Annotated in this window: 17 protein-coding genes and 1 tRNA gene; 7 read left to right on the top strand and 11 right to left on the bottom strand. The window is 58.4% G+C overall.

Annotation, left to right across the window (positions count from 1 at the left end):
• Nucleotides 1–2: 2 nt before the first annotated feature.
• Nucleotides 3–2,090, top strand: a complete 2,088-nt coding sequence (locus tag ABIT76_09435; GenBank protein MEO7933367.1) for a thioredoxin domain-containing protein — start codon at nucleotides 3–5, stop codon at nucleotides 2,088–2,090.
• On the opposite strand, the gene ABIT76_09440 is transcribed toward ABIT76_09435, so the two are convergent.
• The 3 genes from ABIT76_09440 to ABIT76_09450 all read right to left on the bottom strand — a co-directional run bounded on the left by ABIT76_09440 (nucleotide 2,079) and on the right by ABIT76_09450 (nucleotide 5,413).
• Nucleotides 2,079–2,618 (bottom strand): DUF4112 domain-containing protein, encoded by a 540-nt coding sequence (locus ABIT76_09440; GenBank protein MEO7933368.1) that lies wholly within the window; start codon nucleotides 2,616–2,618, stop codon nucleotides 2,079–2,081. The genes ABIT76_09435 and ABIT76_09440 overlap by 12 nt on opposite strands.
• Before the next feature lie 9 nt (nucleotides 2,619–2,627).
• Nucleotides 2,628–4,547: a transcription termination factor Rho gene (gene rho / locus ABIT76_09445; protein ID MEO7933369.1), complete on the bottom strand. Its 1,920-nt coding sequence runs from the start codon at nucleotides 4,545–4,547 to the stop codon at nucleotides 2,628–2,630.
• A 239-nt stretch (nucleotides 4,548–4,786) separates the two neighbouring features.
• Nucleotides 4,787–5,413 carry an SIS domain-containing protein gene (locus ABIT76_09450; protein ID MEO7933370.1) on the bottom strand — a complete coding sequence of 209 codons (627 nt, stop codon included), beginning with the start codon at nucleotides 5,411–5,413 and terminating at the stop codon, nucleotides 4,787–4,789.
• Nucleotides 5,414–5,509: 96 nt separating this feature from the next.
• Here ABIT76_09450 and modB point away from each other — a divergent pair, with 96 nt between their 5' ends.
• Nucleotides 5,510–6,196, top strand: coding sequence for a molybdate ABC transporter permease subunit (modB, locus tag ABIT76_09455; protein ID MEO7933371.1), 687 nt, complete (start codon nucleotides 5,510–5,512; stop codon nucleotides 6,194–6,196).
• On the opposite strand, the gene ABIT76_09460 is transcribed toward modB, so the two are convergent.
• A complete protein-coding gene (locus ABIT76_09460) occupies nucleotides 6,197–8,353 on the bottom strand; it encodes a carboxy terminal-processing peptidase (protein ID MEO7933372.1) in 2,157 nt (718 codons plus the stop codon).
• 101 nt (nucleotides 8,354–8,454) lie between these two features.
• On the opposite strand from ABIT76_09460, the gene ABIT76_09465 reads away from it, so the two are divergent.
• Complete coding sequence (locus tag ABIT76_09465) at nucleotides 8,455–9,081, top strand: MBL fold metallo-hydrolase (protein ID MEO7933373.1); 627 nt, start codon at nucleotides 8,455–8,457, stop codon at nucleotides 9,079–9,081.
• 236 nt (nucleotides 9,082–9,317) lie between these two features.
• Here ABIT76_09465 and ABIT76_09470 read toward each other — a convergent pair whose 3' ends face one another.
• The 6 genes from ABIT76_09470 to ABIT76_09495 all read right to left on the bottom strand — a co-directional run bounded on the left by ABIT76_09470 (nucleotide 9,318) and on the right by ABIT76_09495 (nucleotide 12,893).
• Nucleotides 9,318–10,670: a pitrilysin family protein gene (locus ABIT76_09470; protein MEO7933374.1), complete on the bottom strand. Its 1,353-nt coding sequence runs from the start codon at nucleotides 10,668–10,670 to the stop codon at nucleotides 9,318–9,320.
• Complete coding sequence (gene ispD, locus ABIT76_09475; GenBank protein MEO7933375.1) at nucleotides 10,604–11,302, bottom strand: 2-C-methyl-D-erythritol 4-phosphate cytidylyltransferase; 699 nt, start codon at nucleotides 11,300–11,302, stop codon at nucleotides 10,604–10,606. Before ispD ends, ABIT76_09470 begins: the two co-directional genes overlap by 67 nt.
• Before the next feature lie 4 nt (nucleotides 11,303–11,306).
• Complete coding sequence (locus ABIT76_09480) at nucleotides 11,307–11,762, bottom strand: GatB/YqeY domain-containing protein (GenBank protein MEO7933376.1); 456 nt, start codon at nucleotides 11,760–11,762, stop codon at nucleotides 11,307–11,309.
• Between the two features lie 18 nt (nucleotides 11,763–11,780).
• Entirely contained in the window at nucleotides 11,781–12,071 is a 291-nt protein-coding gene (locus tag ABIT76_09485) for a hypothetical protein (protein MEO7933377.1), read from the bottom strand.
• 18 nt (nucleotides 12,072–12,089) lie between these two features.
• Nucleotides 12,090–12,177, bottom strand: a tRNA-Ser gene (locus ABIT76_09490).
• A gap of 17 nt (nucleotides 12,178–12,194) precedes the next feature.
• Nucleotides 12,195–12,893 carry a phosphatase PAP2 family protein gene (locus ABIT76_09495; GenBank protein MEO7933378.1) on the bottom strand — a complete coding sequence of 233 codons (699 nt, stop codon included), beginning with the start codon at nucleotides 12,891–12,893 and terminating at the stop codon, nucleotides 12,195–12,197.
• A gap of 37 nt (nucleotides 12,894–12,930) precedes the next feature.
• Here ABIT76_09495 and ABIT76_09500 point away from each other — a divergent pair, with 37 nt between their 5' ends.
• The 4 genes from ABIT76_09500 to ABIT76_09515 all read left to right on the top strand — a co-directional run bounded on the left by ABIT76_09500 (nucleotide 12,931) and on the right by ABIT76_09515 (nucleotide 16,545).
• Nucleotides 12,931–14,337, top strand: a complete 1,407-nt coding sequence (locus tag ABIT76_09500) for a glycosyltransferase family 39 protein (protein ID MEO7933379.1) — start codon at nucleotides 12,931–12,933, stop codon at nucleotides 14,335–14,337.
• A 69-nt stretch (nucleotides 14,338–14,406) separates the two neighbouring features.
• Nucleotides 14,407–15,060, top strand: a complete 654-nt coding sequence (locus tag ABIT76_09505; protein ID MEO7933380.1) for a DUF4412 domain-containing protein — start codon at nucleotides 14,407–14,409, stop codon at nucleotides 15,058–15,060.
• 15 nt (nucleotides 15,061–15,075) lie between these two features.
• Nucleotides 15,076–15,690: a Maf family protein gene (locus tag ABIT76_09510; protein MEO7933381.1), complete on the top strand. Its 615-nt coding sequence runs from the start codon at nucleotides 15,076–15,078 to the stop codon at nucleotides 15,688–15,690.
• Complete coding sequence (locus ABIT76_09515) at nucleotides 15,691–16,545, top strand: NAD-dependent epimerase/dehydratase family protein (protein MEO7933382.1); 855 nt, start codon at nucleotides 15,691–15,693, stop codon at nucleotides 16,543–16,545. It abuts the gene before it with no gap.
• Here the strand turns inward: ABIT76_09515 and ABIT76_09520 are convergent.
• Entirely contained in the window at nucleotides 16,538–17,470 is a 933-nt protein-coding gene (locus ABIT76_09520) for a ThuA domain-containing protein (protein ID MEO7933383.1), read from the bottom strand. The two genes, ABIT76_09515 and ABIT76_09520, sit on opposite strands and share 8 nt — an antisense overlap.
• Nucleotides 17,471–17,517 lie beyond the last annotated feature (47 nt).

The raw sequence follows: 17,517 nt of genomic DNA on the forward strand, positions 1-17,517 counted from the left end.
CCATGTCCAACCGCCTCGCCTCCGAGCAGTCTCCCTACCTTCTCCAACACGCCAACAATCCCGTGGACTGGTTTCCCTGGGGACCGGAGGCTTTTGAGAAGGCCAGGGCGGAGAACAAACCCATCTTTCTCTCCATCGGCTACTCGACGTGTCACTGGTGTCATGTGATGGAACACGAGTCGTTTGAAAATGAGGCAACCGCGCGTTATCTCAACGAGCATTTTGTTAGCATCAAAGTGGACCGCGAGGAACGTCCCGATGTGGATCGCATCTACATGACCTTCGTTCAGTCAACCACCGGCAGCGGCGGCTGGCCGATGAGCGTCTGGCTTACACCGGAGTTAAAACCCTTTGTCGGCGGCACTTATTTTCCGCCGCAGGACAACTACGGACGCGCCGGTTTTTCCACCGTACTAGCTCGCATCGTCGAGGCATGGGAAACTAACCATGAGGCTGTGGTCGAGCAATCGCGGCAGATGACAGAAGCGATTCGAGGCGATGCGCAGAAAACCACGTCCACCGATCTAACCATGGAGCCCATTCGCAAAATCTATGACTACGCCGTGCGGATGTTTGACAAGGACTGGGGAGGCTTCGGCGGGGCACCCAAGTTTCCGCGCCCGGCGATGTTTAATATTCTCATCCGAATCTCTGCCAGCCAGCTTTTTACTAACATCGAGCAGACGATCACTCTGCGCATGATCCGCGAGACGCTTCGAGCCATGGCTCGCGGCGGGATGCACGATCACCTCGGAGGCGGGTTCCATCGTTATTCCGTGGACCGCTTCTGGCACGTGCCGCATTTTGAGAAAATGCTCTATGATCAGGCGCAGCTAGTCATCGCCTATCTGGAAAACTGGCAGCGCTCCAGCGGCGGGGAAAAAACATCCCGCGAGATCGCGACTAACATCCTGGAATATGTCCTGCACGATCTGCTCTCGCCGGAAGGCGGCTTCTACTCCGCCGAAGACGCCGACAGTCTGCCATCGGCTGGCAGCCCCAAGAAAATCGAGGGCGCGTTTTACGTTTGGAAAAAGAGCGAGATCGAAGCTTTGCTCGACGATGACGCGGAAATTTTCTCGCAGTTTTACGATGTATCCCCCGCTGGCAATGCCCGCGAAGGCAGCGATCCGCACGGGGAATTTGCAGGCGAGAATATTCTCTATCAAAAGAAGGGGCTGACCAGCATCGCCAAGGCGACCGGTCTGAATAAATCCGAGTTGGAGCAGCGTCTGGAACGCTCGCGCAAGCGTCTGCTGGAAGTCCGCAACCGCCGTCCACGACCGCATCGCGATGAGAAAGTTCTAACCTCGTGGAATGGGTTGATGATTTCCGCCTTTGCCCGCTGCGGCGCGGCGTTCGGCGAGCGGAGATATATTTCTGCCGCCACCACAGCCGCAGATTTCATTCTAACTCGAGTGCTAACCACTGACGGAAAACTGGCCCGCAGTTTCTGCAAAACCTCGTCCTTCATTCCGGCTTTCACTGATGATTACGCCTTCCTCATTCAAGGCTTGCTCGATCTCTACGAGGCAACTTTCGATTCACGATGGTTAGAACAGGCAGCGCAACTTCAGAGCGAGCAGGACGCCTTGTTCTATGACCAGGAAAACGGCGGCTATTTTTCCACTCGTGAAAGTGCCTCCGACATTATCGCCCGGCTGAAGGATGATTACGATGGAGCCGAACCCTCCGCGAATGCCATCGCCGCGACAAATTTGCTGCGCCTCGCCACGATCAAAAATGACGACACTTTGCGCAAGCAGGCCCTACTAACACTCCAGAGTCTCGCCCCTGCCATGACTCGCATGCCGCAGGCGGTGCCTCAGATATTAGTCGCACTCGAATCGGCGCTGATTCCTCCACAACAGTTAGTACTCGCGGGAAAACCAGGCACAAGGGATTTCGAGGCGCTGACACGGGAAATCTCCCGACGTTTTCTGCCGCATCTCTCGCTGGTTTTAGCGAAAGACTGTCCGCTGCCCATGCCGATGATCGACGGAAAAGCGACGGCTTTTCTTTGCGAAAACTTCGTCTGCCAGTTGCCAGTTATATCGCCCGCAGATCTAGCCCAGATGTTAGACGCGTGAGTTCGCCAGCGATTTCCAAAGCGTGACAAGCAGCATCATGGAAAGCGTGATGATCGCTCCAACGACTAACAATAGAATCGCCACCAAACCGATGACGAAAAGCCAGTCTGTTTTGGCTGCATTAGTGGTTACACCGGCGTGTTTCTGGTAAAGAGCGTAGTTGAGCTGGTTCGACTTAAACCAGACGGAGAAGACATCGCCCAGCACGGGAATTGTGCCGCCGACGGTGTTGATCAGGACGTTGAGCGCCATGCGAGTTAGAACGATACGTGGAAGTCCCGCCCGGGCTCCGCGCACAATCAGCAGCGCTGAAATGAGCGCGCCTGAAGTATCGCCCAAGCCGGGGATGAGCCCGATAATGGGGTCGAGTCCGAATCGGATGTTAGTCCCTGGGACGAGAAAGAAATTATCCATCAACTTCGCGATCAGCGCGAACAAGGGATCACCATTTCCCGACGGAACCTGGCTCGTTTTCTTTCCGCCGCGTGAGACGACTTCCACCTCGATGTAGTCAGGATCAGGCGGCATGTTAGCAGACTAACTCGCGACTGGGATTTCCTTCAGCATCTGTGAGTTCGTGGGGAACTTGCGCAGAAAACTGAGCAGACGCTCGACGGCCTCACCGGGACGATGACCCGCCAGACCGCGGCGAATGGTATTGATCTTCTCCAAGTCGTGCGGTGTTAGGAGCAATTCCTCGCGGCGTGTGCCGGATTTGAAAATATCCACGGCGGGATAGATGCGCTGCTCAGAAATTTTGCGGTCGAGTACTAGTTCCATGTTACCCGTTCCCTTGAATTCCTGGAAAATGACCTCATCCATCAGGCTGCCCGTTTCCACCAGGGCGGTGGCGACGATGGTGAGAGATCCGGCCTGCTCCGTGTTGCGGGCGGCGGCAAAAAGGCGGCGTGGAATTTCCATCGCGCGGGTGTCGAGTCCACCGCTGCCGGTGCGTCCGCCGCCGCTGGTAGCGTTGTTGAAGGCGCGCGCGACACGCGTGATGGAATCTAGCAAAATGAAGACGTCTTCCTCGGCCTCGACGAGCCGCTTGGCGCGCTCGATGGCGAGCTGACAGATGCGGGTGTGGCTCTTCAAATCACTGTCATTCGAGCTGGCCATGATCTCTGCGGTGGGAAAAGTGCGCCGCATTTCGGTGACTTCCTCCGGCCGCTCATCGACTAACAATATGATGAGTTTCATCGACGGATGATTCTTCAAAACGCCATCCGCAATGTGCTGGAGCAGGGTCGTTTTTCCCGTGCGCGGCGGGGCGACGATCAACCCGCGCTGGCCCTTGCCAATCGGCGAAATGAGGTCGATGACACGAGTCGTATAACGATCGGGCACGGTCTCCAGCTTAATGCGCTGGTCGGGGTTGATCGATGTTAGTTCCTCGAAAAGAGGGATGTCGATATAGCGTTCCGGGTCTTCGCCGTTGATCTCGGTGAGCTTGAAAAGTTGCGGCCCACGGCTGCCCCGGCGCGTTTCTCCTTTAATGAATTGACCGTCGCGCAAGAGGTAGCGGCGGATGACTTCAGGCGTGACAAAGATGTCGCTCGGCGACTGGACGTAGTTCTTGGAAGCCTCGCGGAGAAAGCCAAATCCCTTGGGAGATACTTCCACCAGACCCTCGGCGAAAACGGGCTCGTAAGGCCCGACCTGAACCTGCGCGGCTGAGTCGTCGTAGTTTTCGTAATCCTGATTCTCAGCACTTTGGCTCGAGTCGCTGGGGGTTAGATTGTTATGGGAGTCGCGGTTGTCCCGATTCTCCCGTGGCTCGCGGTTGTTGTTGTTCTGCTGGCGGTCGTGGCGTCCGCGTTGATTGCGCTGATCGCGATTGTCACGCTGGTCGCGGCGATTATTGAAACGTCCGTCGCGCTGGTTGCCCGACTGCTGCGGCTGGTTGGAATGTCCCCCGCCCTGCTGGCGATTTTGCTGGCCCCCACCATTCCCGGGATAAGGAGGATAAGAGGACTGCGTGCTAACATTTGGAGCCGGAGCGGCGTCGTTGTTGGGAGCCGAATAACGCTGGTAAGGAGGATAATGCGAAACGCGGATCACACCCTCGCCGCGGCCTTTTTCGACAATGGCGTCGGGTGGATTTTGCAACGCGGCCACGACGTTCGGTGCGGGAGCCGGGGTGATTTCTTTAACCGGTGCGGGAAGCGCTTGCGCCAAAGGCTCCGCAGTCGCGGCTGGCGAGGGGAGTTCCGGCTGCTCCGAAATTTTTGGAGCCTTCGCGGGTGATTTGCGGAGACGGGGCACTTTTGCGGGAGCCGCTTCCGGGGCGGGCATTTCGGCAGGCGAATCAACGGCAGCGCTGGCTTTGCGGCGAACCACTTTTTTCACCACGGGCGCGGCTCCTTCCGTCTCAGCAGTGGACTTGGTGACTCTTTTTTTCCGAGGTGCGGGCTCGGGCTGCAATCCGGGAAGGACGGGATCGTTGGTTTTGGGCATAGGTTATGAAAATGGGCGCGGGGCCAGCAGGCTTCCTGGGACCAGAGGGGCTGGCCGGGCAAATTGAGGATGTAGGGTGACTGGCACGCGTGGGCGTATGAAATGGATCCGGATGCGCTGCGCTGGTGTTAGGAGCGTGAATGCCTGCCTTCCGAGTGGAAGCAGTGGAAAATATCCAACCGACAACCGGACTTTGAGACACGCCGACGGGTTTGTCAACGGTCTGACTTAGATTTTGCTTAAAAAAACTCGTCTTCCAGCATCAAGCTGAGGCAGTGATAGATCGGCAGATGCAGTTCCTGGATCAGGTAAACGTCCTGCGCCGGAGCGATGATGGAGATTTCTGCCAAACCCGCGATTTTTCCACCGGTGCCCCCGGTGAGGGCGAGCGTTTTGAGTCCCATGGCCGTGGCGGTGGTCATGGCGTGGCAGACGTTGGCCGCATTTCCCGAGGTGCTGATGCCGACCAGGATGTCGCCGGGTTTCCCCAGGCCGAAAACGAGCTGGGCATAGCTGTAGGAATCATCGCAGTCGTTCGCAAAAGCCGTTCGCAACGCCGAAAAACCCGTGAGTGGAATCACCGGGAGCGAACCTTGCAGATTGCTGGCTAACTCGACTCCGAGCTTTTTCTGCCAGTCGTGGTCGAGCGGACGTTTGCTGAGAAACCCCTTGAGCAATTCCCCGGCCCAATGCTCGGCGTCGGAGGCGCTGCCGCCGTTTCCACAGATGAGGACTTTTCCACCAGATCGAAAGCAATCCCGCAGCAGGCAAAAAGCCGTCAGAATGGACGATTCGCAGGTCTTCAACGTCGGGGCGCGCAGAAACAAACTGGCCAGGTGCGGGCTCGTCGAAGGGTGATCGGACACAGGTGGAAGCATGGAGAAATCCCTCGGGGCGGCAAGAATTTTTCTTTGGCAAAGAGATGTGTTGTCGCGGGTGCTTTTTGTTAACGTCGCCCGGAAATGAATTGGGAAGCCCTCTTTTTAACCGCCAGACTGGCCGCCTGCACGGCAGTCTTGCTCGTGGTCATCGGACTGCCGCTGGCGTGGTGGCTAGCGCGAACTCGCTGGAGCGGACGCATTTATCTGGAAGCCGTGGTGGCCCTGCCGCTGGTCCTGCCGCCGACGGTGCTGGGTTTTTACATGCTGCTTTTTTTCGGTCCGCAAGGCGCGCCGGGACGTTGGATCGGAACCGTCTTTGGAACGCATCTGCCATTCACTTTTGCGGGATTGTTAGTCGCCTCGATCATCTACAGTCTGCCCTTTGCGGTGCAGCCATTTATTGCCGCGTTTCGCTTTGTGGATCAGGAACTTATCGATGCCGCCAGAGTGGATGGAGCCACTTCCTGGCAGGCGTTCTGGCGCATTACGATCCCGCTCGCATGGCCGGGATTGCTGGCCGGGTTCGTCCTCAGCTTTTCCCACACGGTCGGGGAATTTGGAGTGGCTTTAATGATTGGCGGAAACATCGCAGGGAAAACACGGACGATCTCGATGGCGATCTACGATCAAGTGCAGTCGCTCGATTATGGAAACGCCGCGCGCACCTCGCTGGCGCTGCTGGCGTTTTCTTTCATCGTGCTAACCATTACCTACGCGTTGCAACGCAACTCGGGCTGGCAGTTTTTCGCCAGACCCGGCAGACGTTAATTACTTGACCGTACTAGCCGTTCTCGGAGCCTTCGAAAGATTCACCAAGTCGTTGAGAATATTCAAAGTCTCGCTACGAACAGCATCCACGGTTGGTTCGCTCACATCGGCATCCTCGTCCTCGTCGATTTCGCCGTCTTTTTTCTTGGCCTTGTCCGTCTTGGTGGAGGCGAGATCGAGCACTGGCTTGTCCACATCGTCCAAGGTTAGTTCGTAAACTTTATCTGAGGCGGCTGGCATTTTCGCGCGAATTTCCGCACGGGTTTTCTTGCGAGCCTCGTCCTCAGCAATCAAGGCGCGTCGCGCTTTCTCATTCAGGGAAAGTTCGTTTTTCTGAATCTGCGAGCGAACACGAGTGATGTCTTCCGTGGCAAACTTGAACTCCTGATCGTGCACCACGCGATCACCGCTGCGATGCTTCAATTCATCGATAAACAAGTCGCGTTTGTTGTTGGCGAGATCGAGTTTCTTGGCGGGGATTTCGTCGTAGGGAAGTGGATTTTCCAAGGCGACTTCGCCGGCCTTCGGAGTGTCGTAAATCGACGGAAGCTGGATGTCGGAACTAACACCGCGCAACTGGGTCGAACCACCGGAGACACGGTAGAATTTCTGAATAGTGAGCTTGAGTGCGCCCGCGCCATCACCTTGCGAAAGCAGGGGCATGAAGTCGTTTAGATCTAACATGGTTTGCACCGTGCCTTTTCCAAAAGTGGAAGAATCGCCCACGATCACGGCGCGTCCATAATCCTGCAAGGCGGCCGCAAAAATCTCACTGGCCGATGCACTAAATTTGTTAGTTAGAACAATCAGCGGCCCTCCGTAAGAGACCTCGGGGTCCTTGTCTTCGAGAACGAATTTTCCGCCGTTCACCGTCTGATATTGCACGACTGGCCCCTCGGTAATGAAGAGCCCGGTGAGGTTCACCGCCTCTTCCAGCGAGCCGCCGCCATCCTTGCGCAAGTCTACCACGAGCCCGTCTATGTTTTCTTTTTGCAGACGCTTGATCAGCGCGGAAATATCGCGCGTTGTGCTGCGCGACGTCTTCGATTTTTTCGTCATGTCGGCGTAAAACGACGGGAGTGTGATCCAACCCAGGCGCTCCATTTTCCCGTTCGCATCAGGACGCTCCACGATCTCGGCTTTGGCAAATTTTTCCTTGAGCTGCACTTCGTCGCGCACGATTTCGATCATCTTGCGCTGCCCACTTTCATTGTTAGCAGGAATGATTTGTAGTCGAACCGTAGTCCCCTTTTTACCGCGAATTTTCTCCACAACCTTGTCGAGTTTCATATCGACGATATCGACGAGGGGATCCTTGTCCTGACCGACGGCCGAAATGCGGTCGCCAACCTTCAATCGTCCATCTTTATCCGCCGGTCCTCCCACGACTAACTCGGAAACTTTGGTGTAGCCTTCATCAGACTTCAACACCGCCCCGATGCCGACCAGGCTGAGTTTCATTTGAATGTTAAAGCTGTCCTGCTGCGACTTTCCGAAATACTCCGAGTGCGGGTCGTAGCTGGTCGCGAGCGAATTGAGAAACAACTCCGTCTGATCGTTGCGATCGCGCTCGTTGATGTTGCGCAGGATCTGGTCGTAGCGCCGGGTTACGGCCTTGACCGGCGGATTCACCGCGTCCTTGTTTAGCTTTTCGGAGAGCAACTCGTTTTCAATCCTCTTGTGCCAGAGCGCATCGGCCTCTTCCAGCGACTTCGGCCGCGGTAGTTCCTTGCGGTCCAGAGCCACGGTTTCGGCGCTCGTAAAATCAAACTTCTCATCCAGCGTTTTCTTCACCCAAGCCACGCGGTCAGCGACTCGCTTCTTGTATAGATCGTAAATCTCAAAGGCCGGCTCCACGTTTCCGAGGAGAATATCGTCGTCCAGTTGAGTTGCATATTTCTTGCGGAAATTGGCGACGTCGTCCTCGGTAAAAAAGAGTTTCGCGTAATCCAGATCCTCGATATAGCGGTCAAGCACCTTCGACGACATCGCGTCATCCAGCTTCGTTTGGGTGTATTGGCCTTGCTCGAGCAACTTGGCGACCGTCAGGGCGATCTGGCCGTTGTCGGGCTCGGAAGCGGCCTGGATGGTGGAAAGTGTGACCCCGCAAATGGCGGCAATCGTGGCGTATTTTGTAGCGGCTCGGAGTGAGATCATTGCTAATTTGGATCGTGACAGGTTTATCTAAGAATGCAATTGGCTATGCCGGTGCCTGAGGAGTCGTTCCGTGGGTAACCTGATACCAGCCTTTTTTTCTTATGCCAGACTTTGACTCATTTACCGGTGGAGTGTTCGATACGAATTGTTTTTATCTCGCGGCCCCCGAGGGAAATATCCTCATCGACGCCCCGGCGGGTGCGCTCGACTGGCTCCAGCGCAAGGGCTACCGCATCGATCTGCTCCTGCTCACGCACGGCCATGTGGACCACATTTTGGACACGGAGAAAATCCAGCGCACCTTCCAATGTCCAGTCGGCTATCATCGCGATGGCGAGGAAATGCTGAAAGACCCCACGTTTTTCAAGCGCTTCGGGTTCGGCCTCGAAGTGGAGCCGCTCACCGCCGGTGGATTTTTCATTAAGGAATCCGCGCCCGGCACTACCGAGAATTACCTCGGACGCCACTTTCAAGTCCTGCTCGTGCCGGGACATTGCCCGGGCAGCCTGTGTTTTTTTGAGCCGAGTTCCAATCAACTCTACGGTGGCGACGTCCTCTTTGCCGGAGCCGTTGGACGCTGGGACTTGCCCGGCGGCGACCGCGATTTGCTCCTGCGCGGCATTCAGGAAAAAATCCTCCCGCTCGGCGACAACGTGAAAGTATTCCCCGGTCACGGCCCGGTCACGACAGTCGGCCACGAGCGGAAAACGAATCCCTACATCTCGTAGCGCGCATCTGCTTCGGGAGCGCACGCGTTTGCCTCGGTGAGAAATACTGGCGAGGCGATCTGGCGGTTCTTCTCCTCGTTCCCAAGCTCCAGCTTGGGAACGCGATTGTCTTGGAAGCTCTTGCTTCCTGACTGTCAGCAGCGCAGTGGCTTCTAGATCAGACGAAGCAAGAGCTTCGAGAACAAGTGCGTTACCAAGCAAGAGCTTGGAAACGAGGGAATCCCTACGTGGCCTGATTAGCCCAGCGCCGCGCGGACTTTCGCCGCATTCAGCCCCTGCCCTACCATCGCCACGCCGATTTTTGCCGGATTCAACACCTGCGCCGCAGTCGCCCGCAACTCCTCCGCCGTCACCGCAGCGAGCCGCTGTTGCACCTCGCTCGGATCGATCGCGCGTCCGTAGGCGAGAATCGTTTCCCCCAGCCACATCATCTGGTGCGTCGTGCTTTCGAGGCACAATTCCGTGTGGCCGATGCTGTAATCCTTCGCTTGGCGCAGCTCGCGGGCGGAAATCTTTTTGTCCGCCAGCTTACGAAATTCCCGGCTCATCAGGCGCACGGCCTTGTCCACTTTTTCGGCGTCAAGCCCCACGCTGATGTTCAGCAATCCAGTGTCCTCCAGGCACATCGTTTCCGACTGAATGGAGTAGCACAGGCCGTGAGTTTCGCGCAGTTGCTGGAAGAGCCGGCTGCTCATGTTTTCGCCGAGGATCACGCTCAGGAGTTTGGTCGCGAAACGGCCCGGATCGCGGCGGCTGACGGAATGCGCGCCGAGAGCCAGATGCGATTGCTCGGTGTCGTCCTCGATGGCGCGAATCTCCGGCTTCCATTTGAGTCCCATCCATTTCTGGAAAGTGGGCAGCGGACCGGCTTTCAGCTTGGAAACGAGCGGTTGCAACGCCGCCAGCGCCTCGCCGTGGGTCACGTTTCCAGCGACGGCGATCAAAATCGTGGAGGCGTTATACATTTGCCGGACGAAGTTTTGCACCTTGCGCCGGCTGAAAGTCGCCAGCGTTTCCACCGAGCCAGTGAGCGGACGGCCCAGCGGATGTTTTGGCCACATCAGGTCGGTCAGCACCTCCTCGGCGTGCTGCGACGGCTGGTCTTTATACATCAAAATTTCCTCGCGAATGACCTCGCGCTCCCGCTCGATCTCATCGGACTCAAACCGCGAATTCAGCACCATATCCAGAAGTACATCCCCCAGCAGCGGCAAATATCTCGCCCCGGCCTTGGCGTAATAACAGGTGTGATCCTCGGTCGTAAAAGCGTTTACAAAACCGCCCACGCCCTCGACGGCCTCGGTGATTTGCCGCGCGCTGCGCTCCTTCGTTCCCTTAAAAAGCATGTGCTCGACGAAATGCGAAATGCCGCAATCCTCCGCAGCCTCATGACGCCCCCCCACGGCCACCCAGACGCCGACGGTGACCGATTTCATGTGCGGCATCGCGGCGGTAGCGATGCGGGCTCCGTTGGGCAGGGTTGTGACTTGGTAAATACCCTCGAGGACGGTCGGGGCGGGGGCTAACTTTCGACCTTTTCGTCCAACGAGAGGGAGGTGAGAGCCAGACGGGCCAGAGCGATGTCGCATGAATAAGTGATCTTGAAATTAGGGTCCTGCGCGGGAACTAACTTGACGCGATCTCCCTGTTTTGCAACCGCCGATACTTCGTCGGTAACGATGTCTCCAACAGCGAGGATCTTCTGGTAAGCGGCCCGAAGGCGTTCGGCCTGAAAGACTTGCGGCGTCTGCATCGCCCAAAGATGCGTGCGATCCACGGGCTCCTGGACGAAACCGTCGGCGTCGGTGCGCTTTAAGGTGTCGGTTACAGGAGTCGCCAGACTGGCGGCTCCGTGGGTTCGTGCGGCGGCGAGCACGGCCAGCAGATCGCGCGGTGACAGGAGCGGACGCGCGGCATCGTGGACTGCAATAAAATGGAACTCGGCTGCAACTTTTTCCAATCCGGCGGCGACGGAGAAATGACGCTCGGTGCCTCCCGGCAAAACGTGGGTCAGCTTCGGAAACTGAGTCGTTTCGGACTGGAACTCAGCGAGGTTTTTCTGCGAGGCAACGAGGACGATCTGGCCGATCTCCGGGCAGTCCTGCAACGTCCGCAAGCTGTGCCGATAGACCGGACTTCCATTCAAATCGGCGCGCAGTTTGTCGAAGCCCATCCGCTGGCTGCTTCCGCCGGCAACGACGATGGCGGCGGCGCTGGCCATGCGTTTAAGCGAGCGCTTTTTGCACCGCCTGGCTGAGCGTTTTGCCGTCCACGCGACCAGCGGCTTTGGCGGTGGCGACTTTCATCACGATGCCCATTTGCGTCTTGTTCGTCGCGCCCGTCTCGGCAATGGCATCGGCCACAATCGCATTCAACTCGCTCTCCGACAGCGCCTTGGGCAGATACGTGTTGAGGATTTCCATCTCGGCTTTTTCCTTCGCGGCAAGCTCGGGACGTCCGCCTTTTTCAAAACCCTCGACAGAGTCCTGGCGCTGTTTGACTTGCTTGCGAATCACCGCCATCGACTCGGGATCGTCGAGCTTGGCGTCGGCTCCGCCTTTTTCGATGGATGCATTTTTCAGCGCGGCCTTGAGCAGGCGGAGCACGGAAAGTTTGTCCGCCGCCTTGGCTCGCATGGCGTCTTTGATGTCGGAATCGATCTGGTCTTGGATGAGTATCATGGGAGTCGTTTGGGGAAATTATTGGGCCGCCGCCGTCTGCTGGCGAATGCGTTCTTTCTTGGTCTCGGCGTTCTCGCGAATGCGGGTGATTTCGTGATTCAACTGCCGTTGCAAACTGTCCACCTCGGCGAAGTTTCCACTGGCTTTTTCCTTCACGATCTCGCCTTGCAGGAAAAGCTCCTTCTCCGCCACTTTGGCCATCGCCTCGGACTCGATTTCGGCAATCGCGGATTTCTGCTCCTCAGTCAGGGTAACGGTCGGCGCGCTTTTTTGCAGACGCTCCATGGCAAGTTCGTAGGCGGATTTCATAAAATTAGGGGATGCTCGTGGCGGAGGGGGTGGGATTCGAACCCACGGAGCCTTGCGGCTCTCCAGTTTTCAAGACTGGCGCAATCGACCACTCTACCACCCCTCCTTTTCGGCAGCCGCAGACTAACGCACTTTCCATAAACGACAAGCCGCAAAACGGCGCGATTGCCCCAGCCACCAGGCGGTAATCAGCCCAAACCACGCACCGAAACAGACGTCGGAAAGGTGGTGCGCGTCGATCATCATCCGGCTCGCGGCCATGATCACCGGCGGCACGAGCCAGAGAAAGGAACCGGGCTTCCGGCGAAAGGCGAGCACTGTGAAAAAACCGAACGCCGTCGCCGTATGACCACTCGGAAACGAGCTGTATTTGTTCTGCCCAAGGAGCCATTTGCCATCGTGACGCAGCCCATACCAGCCGGGCTCGACTTTGATATTATTCGGCCGCGTCCGACCCGTGGTGAGTCGCAGCGTATTGGTAACCGCCCCAGCGATGCTCGAGGCGACGATCATCGTGACGACGAGCCGCAGCAGGCCGGACCGCTTTTTCCACCAGGCCCAGACGAGAAAGGGCAGCACGTAAAGCATCAGCCACGGCCAGTCGCCGTAGTCGGAGATGAGGCCCGCGAGGTTTTTCAGCGGCTTCGTCCGATGCTCCGCGATGAAACGAATCACGGCGTCATCGAGGAAAAAACTCACGCCGCATAGCACGCCAAAGAGCCCGAGAAACAGCACCTGCAACCGGCGGCGCTTCCGCAAACGCGCGGCCTGGTTTTGCATTTGAGTTTGATTCAAATGGGAATCCTCGGTAGGGCTGGACATTCCGCTTCTGTAGCAGAAAACCCCGAAACCGCCACGCATGACCTTACCGACCACCCCGAGCCTGCGGCATTACGCGTGGCTCTTTCTGACCGTGGCGCTCTTCCATTTTGCGGGCACGTGGAGCTTGCCGCTAATCGACCGCGACGAGCCGCGTTTCGCCGAGGCTTCGCGGGAAATGCTCCAGCGCCGGGACTACGTGGTGCCGTATTTTAACAACCAATATCGCTTCGACAAACCGCCGCTAACCTACTGGCTGCAGATCTCCGCCTACCGCCTTTTCGGCGACAACGAAGCCGCCGCGCGACTTCCATCGGTTTTGGCAGCGGCGGGAGTGGCCGTCATCTTGCTCGCGTGGGGAAGTCGAATGAAAGACGCCGCGCTGGGCTGGCGGGCGGCGATTATTTTCACCCTCAGCCTGCAAGTCGCGCTCCATGCCAGGGCCGCCGTGGCGGACATGCTGTTGGTCTTTTTCGTCACGCTCGCCGCCTGGGCCGGATGGGAAATGCGCAATGCGCTCAAAGTCCGCTGGTGGCTGATCGCTTTCGGCGCGCTGGCGCTGGGTTTCCTCGCCAAAGGCCCCATCGCCTGGCTCCCGCTCATCCCCATCGGAATGCAACTCCGCTCTAAAAAAGACGGGCTCGCGTTTGCCGCCGGGGTCGTCGCGATGCTCGGCCTCGTCGCGCTCTGGGGAATCCCCGCGCTGGAGCGAACCAACGGGCAATTTTTCAACGTCGGCATCGGCAAACACGTCGTGGGCCGTTCCGTCGCTACGATGGAAGGTCACGGCGCGAAAGGTCTGCTCGGCTATCTCGGGACGCTGCCGTTTTATTTCCTGACGGTCTTCGCGTCGTTCGCACCGTGGTCGTGGTTTCTGCCGCGCTTGGTCGGAAAATGGAGAACGCTTTGGGAGTCGGAGCATTATCTGGTGCTGCTGGTTGTGCTCTATTTCGGCGTCTTCACCTTGGTAAAAACCAAGCTCCCTCACTACACGTTGCCCGCGTTTCCCATCCTCGCCCTGCTCGTCGCCAGTCTGCTGACCACCCTGCAAGTCCGCAAGTTCGCCATTGGCATGGGCGCGTTTGTGCTCCTGCTCTCGCTGGTCGTTTTCCCATGGGCTGCGCGGCTTTTTCCGGCTCCCGCCTTCGCCGCCCAGAGCGCCGCTGTTCTTAAGCCGGAAATGGAGTTTGCCAGCATCGAATTTGTCGAGCCGAGTCTGGTCTGGTCCTTCCGCAAAACCGTCCGCGGCTTCCACTCGAAGGTTGATTCCCGCAAAGCCGCCCGCTGGATGTCGCAGCCCGGCGCGCGCTTTTACATTGGTCCCACGAATGAAGTCGCCGCCGCCTTTCCCGCTCCCGATCCCGGCTGGAAAATTTTCCATCACACCGGACGCAATTTCGCGAAGGGCGACCGCACCGATCTGACCATGCTCTTGAAGACGGATTGAGCCAGATTTGCCTCTAACTCCGCCCATTTTCCCGCTTCCCAAGGCGAGTCCGAGGTGTATCGTAAATCCATGCTCTCCAGCCGCATCCTCGCTGTTCTCCTCCTCACTTCCACCCTGCTCCGCGCCGATCTGGTCATCGTTCAAGACGTCGATGCCATGGGCCAGCAGGTTTCCATGACCCTGAAAACCAAGGGCACGATGATGCGCGTCGATCTTAATCCAAAGATGAGCATCCTCATCGACGGCGCGACCGGCGACATGAAAACCCTCATGCACGACCAGAAAATGTTCATGTCGATGAACATGGACGCCATGAAAGGCATGATGCCCGCCCCGAAGCCCGGCGCGACCGCCAAGCCCACTTTGAAGGCTCTCGGCAACAAGCAAAAAATCAGTGGCTACGACACCGAGGAATATCTCTACACCCAGGGCGACACCGTTTCCCACCTCTGGATTGCCAAGGATTACCCGCACTACGACGCCTTCGTCAAAGTCATGGAAACCCTCCGCAAAGGCCCCATCGGACAGATGAGCCCGCAGATGCAGATGGACATGACCCAACTTCCCGGGATGCCGCTGAAAACCATCGTGGACATGGGCGGCAAATCGGGCACCAGCGTCGTCAAATCGGTCGAGGAGAAAGATCTCGACCCATCGGATTTCGTCGCTCCAGCCGACTACAAATCGTTTGCCATGCCGACGATTCCCCCACCCAATCAATAACCCGCCTCATTGCCCATGAACACGCCGGAAGCTTCTCCCCCCGAGCCGCCTCCCTATAGCGATGTTCTGCCCATGGACCTGGTGCTGGCGTCCACTTCGCCGCGCCGGATCGAGTTGCTCTCGCACCTCGGCCACACCTTCCGCATCGTCCCGCCCGGAGTCGAGGAAAGCTCCGCTGGCCACCTCACGCCGCGCGAACTTTCCCTGCTCAACGCCAAGCGCAAGTCGCACGCCGTCGCCGCTTTTGAGCCGACTTCCATCGTTATCGGAGCCGACACCGTTGTCGCCATCGCAGGCGAAACCCTCGGCAAACCGGCCGACCTCGACGAGGCGCGCTCCATGATTCACAAACTCAGCGGACGCACCCATCAAGTCGTCACCAGCGTCTGGATCACACGCCTGCATCCGTTTCACATGGTCGCCTTCACCGAAGTCAGCGAAGTCACTTTCCGCTCACTCGACTCGCATTCGATTCTGGCTTACTTGGAAAAAATCGATCCGCTCGACAAAGCCGGTGCCTACGCCGCTCAGGAATATCGCGACGAAATCATCGAAAGCATCCAAGGCTCGCTCGACAACGTCATCGGACTCCCCGTCGAATCCGTCGCGCTGGCCCTTACGGAATTCTAAATGCCCAGCGTCCTGATCGTCGGCTGCGGCTACCTCGGGCGCGAAGTTGCGCGGCGTTTCTTCAAGTTGGGTTGGAACGTCACCGCCTGGACCAGCGCCCCGGAATCGGCCCAACGCGAGGGCGCGGCGGGTTTCCGCGTGTCGCCGGTGGACATCCGCGAATTGGACTGGATTCGGCGCATCGGCCAGCGCGACGGCCCCTACGATTGGGTCATCAACTGCGTCAGCTCCGGCGGCGGCGACTCGGAGCGTTATCGCGAAATCTACCTCAACGGCACCGCCAATCTCATTCGCGGACTTATCTTTGACCGCCTCCTTTTCACCAGCAGCACGTCGGTTTACGGCCAGACCGATGGAACTCCCGTCTCCGAGGATTCGCCCACGGCAATGACCACCGCCACCGGCCAGATCCTGCGCGACACCGAGGACATCGTCCTCGCTCGCGGCGGCATCGTCGCCCGGCTCGCGGGCATTTACGGACCCGATCGCGGCGCGATGTTACGCCGGTTTCTGGAAGGAAAATCCACCCTCGACGGCGACGGCAGCCGCTGGCTGAACACCATCCATCGCGACGACGCCGTGAGTGCATTGGAACTCCTCATCACCACGAACGCCGACTCCGGCCTCTACAACGTCGCCGACGATGGCGGCCTGACCCAGCTCGCCGCCTTCCAATTTCTCGCCGAAAAACTCCAGCGTCCCCTCCCTCCATCCGCCCCGCCCAATCTGGAGCGCAAACGCGGCTTCTCCAACAAACAAGTCCTCAACACCCACCTCCGCGCCCTCGGCTGGAGTCCGATGTTCCCCAGTTTTCTCGATGGACTCGAAGCTGACTTGAGCGAGCTCGTTATTTAGCCACTGCGGGAGCCATCGCGGCCTCGGCGGCGGGGAAATCGCGCAGGCTCACGGCCTCGGCAGTCGGGAAATCCTTCGGCACGGTCTCATCGACCGGACGCTTCGCCAGCCATTGCAAGGCCCGCACGAGGAGCGTCTGAAAGTCCGCCGCGCGCAGATCCACCGGGTCCGCCTCGTCGTGCCAGATATGACCGTAAGTCGAATTGAACACCCGGCCCTCGCCGTAGTTTACCACCCACTCGATGGGCCAGCGCTCGCCCGTTTTCGGATCCTCCGCCCACGAGAGAACCGTCAGATTTTCGGCCGGTCCACGGACATAGGTATAGACCTCGATGAGCGGCGTCTTCCATTGCGCTGGAAGTCCGGCGTGAATCGGATGCGTGCCGAGCTGATGTATCACCCGGTCCGTGCGCGCCCCGTGGCTGGTGCCATTTCCCTGGCCCGGCGGGATGCGCTCGATCGTGCCGTCGACCTGCACGCGGAGGGCGGTGCCGACTTCTTTTCCGCGCCAGCCGAGGCCAATCATCGAGTTGTAAGCGGGCCAGGTGGCGAAGGCGTTGTTGGCGGAATGGAGAATGAACAACCCGCCGCCGTCGTGCACGAAATGCTCCAGACCCTCACGAGCCGGGGCGGGCCACATCGGGCCGCGACCCCCGAGGTCGTTGCAGGTCTGGATGACGACATCATAGTTCTGAAAGGTCGGACACCACGCCGCCGTCGCCGCCGCCGGATCGAGCGGCACGGTGGACACAGTGAGCTCAAACCCGCCCGCGTTTTTAAGGACATCCGCCGTCAAGCGCGTGGTGCGCTGCCAGTCGTGATTCCCATATCCATCGACCAGCAGAACGCGGATCGGCGCCGCCGCTGCCGCCGTGGTGAATAGGATGGAACTCAAAAGCCAGACGCTTAGGAAATAGGGGAACACCCAGCGAAAGTAGCTAGGTCCGACTATGATTCAAGCATCTGCTCTGA

It is taken from the genome of Chthoniobacterales bacterium, assembly GCA_039930045.1.
Classification (GTDB): Bacteria; Verrucomicrobiota; Verrucomicrobiia; order Chthoniobacterales; family DASVRZ01; genus DASVRZ01.

Bases quoted from the DNA above. Each gene is read 5' to 3' on its own strand.
- ABIT76_09435 (MEO7933367.1), top strand. From the start codon at position 3: ATGTCCAACCGCCTCGCCTCCGAGCAGTCTCCCTACCTTCTCCAACAC.
- ABIT76_09440 (MEO7933368.1), bottom strand. From the start codon at position 2,618: ATGCCGCCTGATCCTGACTACATCGAGGTGGAAGTCGTCTCACGCGGC.
- rho (MEO7933369.1), bottom strand. From the start codon at position 4,547: ATGCCCAAAACCAACGATCCCGTCCTTCCCGGATTGCAGCCCGAGCCC.
- modB (MEO7933371.1), top strand. From the start codon at position 5,510: ATGAATTGGGAAGCCCTCTTTTTAACCGCCAGACTGGCCGCCTGCACG.
- ABIT76_09460 (MEO7933372.1), bottom strand. From the start codon at position 8,353: ATGATCTCACTCCGAGCCGCTACAAAATACGCCACGATTGCCGCCATT.
- ABIT76_09465 (MEO7933373.1), top strand. From the start codon at position 8,455: ATGCCAGACTTTGACTCATTTACCGGTGGAGTGTTCGATACGAATTGT.
- ABIT76_09470 (MEO7933374.1), bottom strand. From the start codon at position 10,670: ATGCGACATCGCTCTGGCCCGTCTGGCTCTCACCTCCCTCTCGTTGGA.
- ispD (MEO7933375.1), bottom strand. From the start codon at position 11,302: ATGGCCAGCGCCGCCGCCATCGTCGTTGCCGGCGGAAGCAGCCAGCGG.
- ABIT76_09480 (MEO7933376.1), bottom strand. From the start codon at position 11,762: ATGATACTCATCCAAGACCAGATCGATTCCGACATCAAAGACGCCATG.
- ABIT76_09485 (MEO7933377.1), bottom strand. From the start codon at position 12,071: ATGAAATCCGCCTACGAACTTGCCATGGAGCGTCTGCAAAAAAGCGCG.
- ABIT76_09495 (MEO7933378.1), bottom strand. From the start codon at position 12,893: ATGTCCAGCCCTACCGAGGATTCCCATTTGAATCAAACTCAAATGCAA.
- ABIT76_09500 (MEO7933379.1), top strand. From the start codon at position 12,931: ATGACCTTACCGACCACCCCGAGCCTGCGGCATTACGCGTGGCTCTTT.
- ABIT76_09505 (MEO7933380.1), top strand. From the start codon at position 14,407: ATGCTCTCCAGCCGCATCCTCGCTGTTCTCCTCCTCACTTCCACCCTG.
- ABIT76_09510 (MEO7933381.1), top strand. From the start codon at position 15,076: ATGAACACGCCGGAAGCTTCTCCCCCCGAGCCGCCTCCCTATAGCGAT.
- ABIT76_09515 (MEO7933382.1), top strand. From the start codon at position 15,691: ATGCCCAGCGTCCTGATCGTCGGCTGCGGCTACCTCGGGCGCGAAGTT.